Origin of the sequence: Sphingorhabdus sp. EL138 (genome assembly GCF_945890115.1) — a bacterium.
Classification (GTDB): Bacteria; Pseudomonadota; Alphaproteobacteria; order Sphingomonadales; family Sphingomonadaceae; genus Sphingorhabdus_B.
Genome location: NZ_CAMDCK010000037.1, coordinates 1 through 5,329, shown reverse-complemented (window position 1 = coordinate 5,329; position 5,329 = coordinate 1). Strand labels below are relative to the sequence as shown.

At 55.9% G+C, this 5,329-nt stretch carries 7 protein-coding genes and 2 pseudogenes; 1 reads left to right on the top strand and 8 read right to left on the bottom strand.

Going from position 1 to position 5,329, the window contains the following annotated elements:
* A pseudogene (locus Q0O07_RS11270) lies at positions 1–132 on the top strand (MBG domain-containing protein); the annotation flags it as partial.
* A gap of 61 nt (positions 133–193) precedes the next feature.
* On the opposite strand, the gene Q0O07_RS11220 reads toward Q0O07_RS11270, so the two are convergent.
* The 8 genes and pseudogenes from Q0O07_RS11220 to Q0O07_RS11190 all read right to left on the bottom strand — a co-directional run.
* On the bottom strand, positions 194–535 hold the full coding sequence (locus Q0O07_RS11220; protein ID WP_295493708.1) for a hypothetical protein: 342 nt from the start codon (positions 533–535) through the stop codon (positions 194–196).
* Between the two features lie 548 nt (positions 536–1,083).
* A complete protein-coding gene (locus tag Q0O07_RS11215) occupies positions 1,084–1,734 on the bottom strand; it encodes a cytochrome c biogenesis factor (protein ID WP_295493705.1) in 651 nt (216 codons plus the stop codon).
* Positions 1,731–2,132 carry a cytochrome c-type biogenesis protein gene (locus Q0O07_RS11210; RefSeq protein WP_295493704.1) on the bottom strand — a complete coding sequence of 134 codons (402 nt, stop codon included), beginning with the start codon at positions 2,130–2,132 and terminating at the stop codon, positions 1,731–1,733. The genes Q0O07_RS11215 and Q0O07_RS11210 overlap by 4 nt, the downstream gene beginning before the upstream one ends.
* A complete protein-coding gene (locus Q0O07_RS11205) occupies positions 2,129–2,659 on the bottom strand; it encodes a redoxin family protein (RefSeq protein WP_295493702.1) in 531 nt (176 codons plus the stop codon). Before Q0O07_RS11205 ends, Q0O07_RS11210 begins: the two co-directional genes overlap by 4 nt.
* Complete coding sequence (locus Q0O07_RS11200) at positions 2,659–4,587, bottom strand: heme lyase CcmF/NrfE family subunit (protein WP_295493700.1); 1,929 nt, start codon at positions 4,585–4,587, stop codon at positions 2,659–2,661. The genes Q0O07_RS11205 and Q0O07_RS11200 overlap by 1 nt, the downstream gene beginning before the upstream one ends.
* A gap of 27 nt (positions 4,588–4,614) precedes the next feature.
* A complete protein-coding gene (gene ccmE / locus Q0O07_RS11195) occupies positions 4,615–5,064 on the bottom strand; it encodes a cytochrome c maturation protein CcmE (protein ID WP_295493698.1) in 450 nt (149 codons plus the stop codon).
* The gene (gene ccmD / locus Q0O07_RS11265) at positions 5,061–5,192 is read right to left on the bottom strand and encodes a heme exporter protein CcmD (RefSeq protein ID WP_367271079.1); all 132 of its coding nucleotides are present in this window, start codon (positions 5,190–5,192) and stop codon (positions 5,061–5,063) included. The genes ccmE and ccmD overlap by 4 nt, the downstream gene beginning before the upstream one ends.
* A pseudogene (locus Q0O07_RS11190) lies at positions 5,192–5,329 on the bottom strand (heme ABC transporter permease); the annotation flags it as partial. The pseudogene Q0O07_RS11190 and the gene ccmD, both read right to left, overlap by 1 nt.

The window sequence follows — 5,329 nt, the reverse complement described above, 5'->3', positions numbered from 1 at the left end:
GGCTTTGTCGGCACCGACAGTGCCAGCCTGCTCACCGGCAGCCTCACCCGCGCGCCCGGTCTCGATGCAGGGCGCTATGCCATTGGTCTGGGCACGCTATCAGCTGGTAAAAACTATAACATCAATTTCAACAGCGCAGATCTCGTCATTAACAAGTCGGTCGCCTCGGCTGTAACCGCCGTGACCAGCAGCATTACTGCGCCAAAGGCGCCAACACCAGTTGCTGCACCAACGCCAGTTGCAGCGCCACCCGCACCAGCACCGGTTGCAGCGCCAAAGGCGTCAACACCCGTTGCAGCGCCAGCACCGGCTGCAGCACCAGCACCAGCGCCAGCACCGGCTGCAACACCAGCGCCAGCACCAGCGCCAGCACCAGCCAAAGATGCGCCACCACCAGCACCAGCGCCAGCCGCCGACGCGCCAGCGCCAGCACCAGCCAAAGATGCGCCACCACCAGCACCAGCGCCAGCAGCGACCCCCGCGCCAGCTCCCCCCTCCGCTTCACCTCCTGCTGCCAGTCAACCTGCCCCTCCAACAGTGGAAGCGCCCTCAGCAATTGCCAGCGCCCCCCCCCCAGTGGCCGTCGTGGCGGTTGCAGCCCAACGGGTTGAGAGCAGCCCACCTTCTCCGGTTGCCACCCAGCCAGATCCTACGCCGGCCGATCCTGCGGATCAAAGTGACCCCATCTTGCAGTTGGCGTCTGGACCGACGGAAATTACTGCATCCGTCTCGCAAGCGAAAGGAGCCCTACAACAGCTAAGTCCTGAAATTTTCACGACAACGCGCGTGACACCGGCGCCCGCTCTTAAGAGCATAGGCACCCCGCGTTATTCGATACTCGGACTTGCGATGTAGGGTTCGCATCCGGCGATACAAAGGCGCAGTCTACTTTGCTCCAGCGGTTTGAAGGTTGAACAACGCAAGTAAAGCAAGGCTTGCGGTCCAACTATCTTGGTTCCCCGACCTTAAACCTAACAGCAACATTAAAAGTGGTCGGGTCGGTCACAATAAAATTGCCACCGCCACCTTCACAACAAAGCAATGTTATGTCGAATTGTTATAAACTACAATTTGTTCAATTAATTATTTGGTTATTTGCTGCGTCTGCTCGGATTCTACCTGCAACGCTTTGGCAGCCTGTAATTGGGACTCAATGCTGACTTTCCATTTCGCATCCGGCGTCGCGAGCGACAGGGTTTTTTCCCACAGGAGGACACCGCCATTCAGGTCACCGCTAATCATGCGGGCAAGGCCTGTGAAATAATATGGTGCGGGATGATTGGGTCGGATGGCGCGCGCTTTGTCGAAGGCCAACTGCGCCGGAGGGGACATTTGTCCCTCACTCGCCAGCATCAGCTGCAGCCCAAGCGCAGACCAAAGATCCGAATTTTTTGGGTCACTGCGAAGTCCCGACTGAATGTATGATGCAGCCGATGCATAATCCCCTTGCTTAGCAAAGGAATCGGCAGTGACTAGCCAGCGCTTTGCACCTCCGAAACTCTGGTCCATGTCAGAGCGGATGTCGATAAGCTGCGTCGCTCCAACGTCACGAGCTGCTAGGGGCTTGGCGGGTGAAGATGGCGCTGATGGGCGCCCCTGCAAAGCGTAGCCAGTCATACCCAATAGCACGGCGGCAGCGGCAATTTGCCAGAAACCTTTTGACGCACGCACAAACCATATCAGCACGGACAGGCTTAGAACCGACAAAACGCCCAGTGCAACCCAACCGTTCATGTTCGCCTCCGAAACAGCCCACGCGCTAACCAAAGCGACGCCAAGAGCAAAATAAGTGGTGTAAGCCAGAGCAAGAGCCTCGCGCCCTTGAAATCGGGTTCAAAACTAACCCATTCGCCGTAACGTTTGATCATCCAGGCCCGGATGGCCTCAGGCTTTTGTCCAGCAGAAATTTGTTGACGCACTTCGGCACGCATGGTCGCCGCCATCGACGCGTCGCTATCGGCAATGGACTGGCCTTGGCATTGGATGCAGCGCAAACTATGCATTAGTCGCATTGCCTCGGCTTCCTTTGAAGGATCGGCGAGCTGCCGGTTGGCCATCGCCGGCGTCGGGCCGCTGCCTTGCGCCCAAACAGGCGCGGTAAGCATAAGCAGAATAGGAACGAATTTTCTCATGTCGTCGACTTCAGTTTTTCGATAAGCATCGGCACATGCTCTGCGCGGATGTCGCCGATATGCTGGAACAATATCGTGCCATCGGCGCCGATTACATAAGTTTCAGGCACACCCGACGACCCAAGTTTAAGTTGGACCGCCATTTCGCTGTCCGATCCAATGCGGCGATACGGATTGCCAAATTCATCCAAAAAAGCAGCAACGTCTTCTGGACGGTCCCGAATAGCGATACCGTCAATTTCGACACCTGCGGCTTTTAACGCCTCAAGATGGGGCGCTTCGGCTTTGCACGGGATGCACCAGCTGGCAAAAATGTTGAGAAGCCGTGGCTTCCCATCACCCATATCGGTGTTTGATAATGGCAAAACGCCCTGTGTCGCGGGGGGCAAAGCAAATTCAGGAAGCTTTTGCCCAATCATCGCCGAACGGACTTGCTCGTCTTTCGGCACGACCAGACCATAAGCCGCCAGCCCGCCAATGCATGCCGTGACTGCAAGCGGTGCCCATAAAAGCCATGGCAGCTTCATTAGGATTGCCACCTGTTTCTAGTTGGTTTCTTGGTCCGACGGAACATGCGACCAAAAAGCGAAATCGCACCACCGAACGCAATCAATAATGCGCCGTACCAGATGAATGTCACAAAGGGTTTCCACCATAAACGCACCTGCCAGCGGCCATCGCCTTCTTGGTCGGGCTGCGCAATGACGGCATATAATTGGCCATTCCATCGGGTCAGCAAAGCCGCCTCGCTCGTCTGCATTGGAGGCGTAAAAAAGTGCCGTGATTGAGGATGAAGTGCGAATTGATTGCCATTTTTAGCAGCTATCATATCGCCTTCTACCGCAACCCAATTGTCACCGGCGATGGGGTTGACGTCGTTAAGCTTAACTTCCCAACCAGCAACCTTCGCATTTTCGCCGGGTGCGAGCGCCGTGAGAGTTTCAGATGAAAATCCCGATTCTGCGGCCATGCCAAACACACTGACGGCTATTCCGAAATGCGCAATGACCATGCCGAAAACGGGCAAGGGCGTGCGCAGCAACTTCCGACCTCGCAGCGGCAGCCACGCAGCGACAGCAAGCGCCAAAGAAAAAGCGATGCCCAGCAATGGGAATAAGCCAATGTCAGGCGCAAGTTGCCAAGCGACAATAGCACCGAGTAACAGTATCGCTGCAGCGCCAATCAACCAATATCTGATCCGGATCAATTCATCCCGCCGCCACCGGAGCATCGGACCAATCAGCAACGCGAGCATCAATAGCACCATCACGGGCACCGTCGCCTTGTTAAAATATGGTGGGCCAACGGAAATTTTATCGCCCATCGCCTCTGCCGCGAGTGGGTAGAGCGTTCCGATTAGAACGACCGCCAAGATGACACTGAGAAGGATGTTGTTTGCAACAATACCGCCCTCGCGGCTTACCAATTGGAAGGGCTCGCCTTGCTTCACCGAGCCGATACGAAGGGCAAAAATGACGAAAGCGATGCCGGTATACATCAGCATGAGCGCCAGAATGAACGCGCCGCGTTCCGGATCAACGGCAAAGGCGTGAACGCTTGTCAATATCCCCGACCTTACAAGGAAAGTGCCGGCCATGGACATCGCAAAAGCGACCAGTGCAAGCATGATAGTCCATGCCCGCAGCGCGTTGCGGGTCGCAAGAACGCTTGCCGAATGCAGCAAGGCCGTGGCCGCGAGCCATGGCATCAGCGAGGCATTCTCAACGGGGTCCCAAAACCACCAACCGCCCCAGCCCAATTCATAATAGGCCCAATAGCTGCCCGCTGCGATGCCAATGGTCAGGAAAATCCAAGCCGCCAGAACCCAGGGTCGCATGGCCCGGGCAAATGCGGGCCCAACTTGATTTGTCAGCAATGCGCCAACCGCGAAGGAAAATGCGACGGAGAGCCCGACATAGCCCATATAAAGCGTCGGCGGATGAAAGGCGAGACCGACGTCCTGAAGCAATGGGTTAAGCCCTGCGCCTTCTATAGGCGCAGGCAGAAGCCGTTCAAATGGGTTGGATGCAAACAGCAGGAATGCAAAAAAACCGAGCGCAATGAAACCTTGCACCGAGAGCGTTGCATATAACGTCTTGGTATCAATCCGCTTTTCAAAAAAAGCAATTGCCGCTCCAGATACCGACAGCACTGCAACCCACAGCAGCATCGATCCTTCATGATTGCCCCAAGTGCCAGCGAGTTTGAAAATCAATGGCTTATCAATGTGACTGTTGTTCGCCACCAAAAGCACGGACAGATCAGTATCATAAAACAGCCACATGAGCGCGAAGAACGCAAAAGTAGATAAGGCACCCTGCACATAAGCAGCAGGTTTTATGAGTGGCACCAGCTGTCCAGCGCCATCGCGCAACAACGTTAACCCAGCAATGAGCTGAAGAAGCGCCATCGACGCCGCAAGCCAAAGTGCCGCTAATCCGGCTTCTGCAATCATATGAAAGCCCTCATTTCGCCAAGTTTGTCATGGTACAAGCGTGTCCTTCGTATGGGCGGCCGCACTCATATCGATATCAGCCAATTCTTTAGGCACATAGTTTTCGTCATGCTTGGCGAGCAAGCTATCGGCCACAAACACGCGGCCCGGCACAAGTCGACCGTCCGCGACGACGCCGGAGCCTTCGACAAACAGGTCAGGGGTAATCCCACGATACGCGACCTTCTGACTGCGTTCTTGATCCTGCACGATGAAAGTGATGGACACCCCGTCAGCGCCACGCACGATCGATCCCTCCTGCACCATCCCGCCAAGCCTAATGGCTTTTCCAGGTGCAACATTAGCAGCAGCCAAGGTTGTGGGCGTATAGAAATAGGATGCCTCTTCGCGCAAGGCGGACGCCGCGATCAGGCCCGCGCCAACCAAAGCCACAACGGCAATCAGGGCCAATACCAAACGCTGATGTTTGGGCTTCATGACTGTTCCCTAAATGCATCTGCCGACGCTTCCGCACGGCGCATGGAAAGATAGCTAGAAACGATCAGCCAAATCATAGCGACGCCCGTGACCGCGAATGACGCGATGATGAAAGATGCGTGGGGCATTAGCCTTGCGCCATCCGGCGCATCCGCGCTTCAATCCGCATCTCCGCCAATGCAGCGCGCATCCGCATCAGCACAAGCGCGCCGAACAACAGGCTGAAACCTGCGACGGCAACAAACAAGGGCACCAAATACGCGGT

Bases quoted from the DNA above. Each gene is read 5' to 3' on its own strand.
- Q0O07_RS11205 (WP_295493702.1), bottom strand. From the start codon at position 2,659: ATGAAGCTGCCATGGCTTTTATGGGCACCGCTTGCAGTCACGGCATGC.
- ccmE (WP_295493698.1), bottom strand. From the start codon at position 5,064: ATGAAGCCCAAACATCAGCGTTTGGTATTGGCCCTGATTGCCGTTGTG.
- ccmD (WP_367271079.1), bottom strand. From the start codon at position 5,192: ATGCCCCACGCATCTTTCATCATCGCGTCATTCGCGGTCACGGGCGTC.
- Q0O07_RS11215 (WP_295493705.1), bottom strand. From the start codon at position 1,734: ATGAACGGTTGGGTTGCACTGGGCGTTTTGTCGGTTCTAAGCCTGTCC.
- Q0O07_RS11200 (WP_295493700.1), bottom strand. From the start codon at position 4,587: ATGATTGCAGAAGCCGGATTAGCGGCACTTTGGCTTGCGGCGTCGATG.
- Q0O07_RS11210 (WP_295493704.1), bottom strand. From the start codon at position 2,132: ATGAGAAAATTCGTTCCTATTCTGCTTATGCTTACCGCGCCTGTTTGG.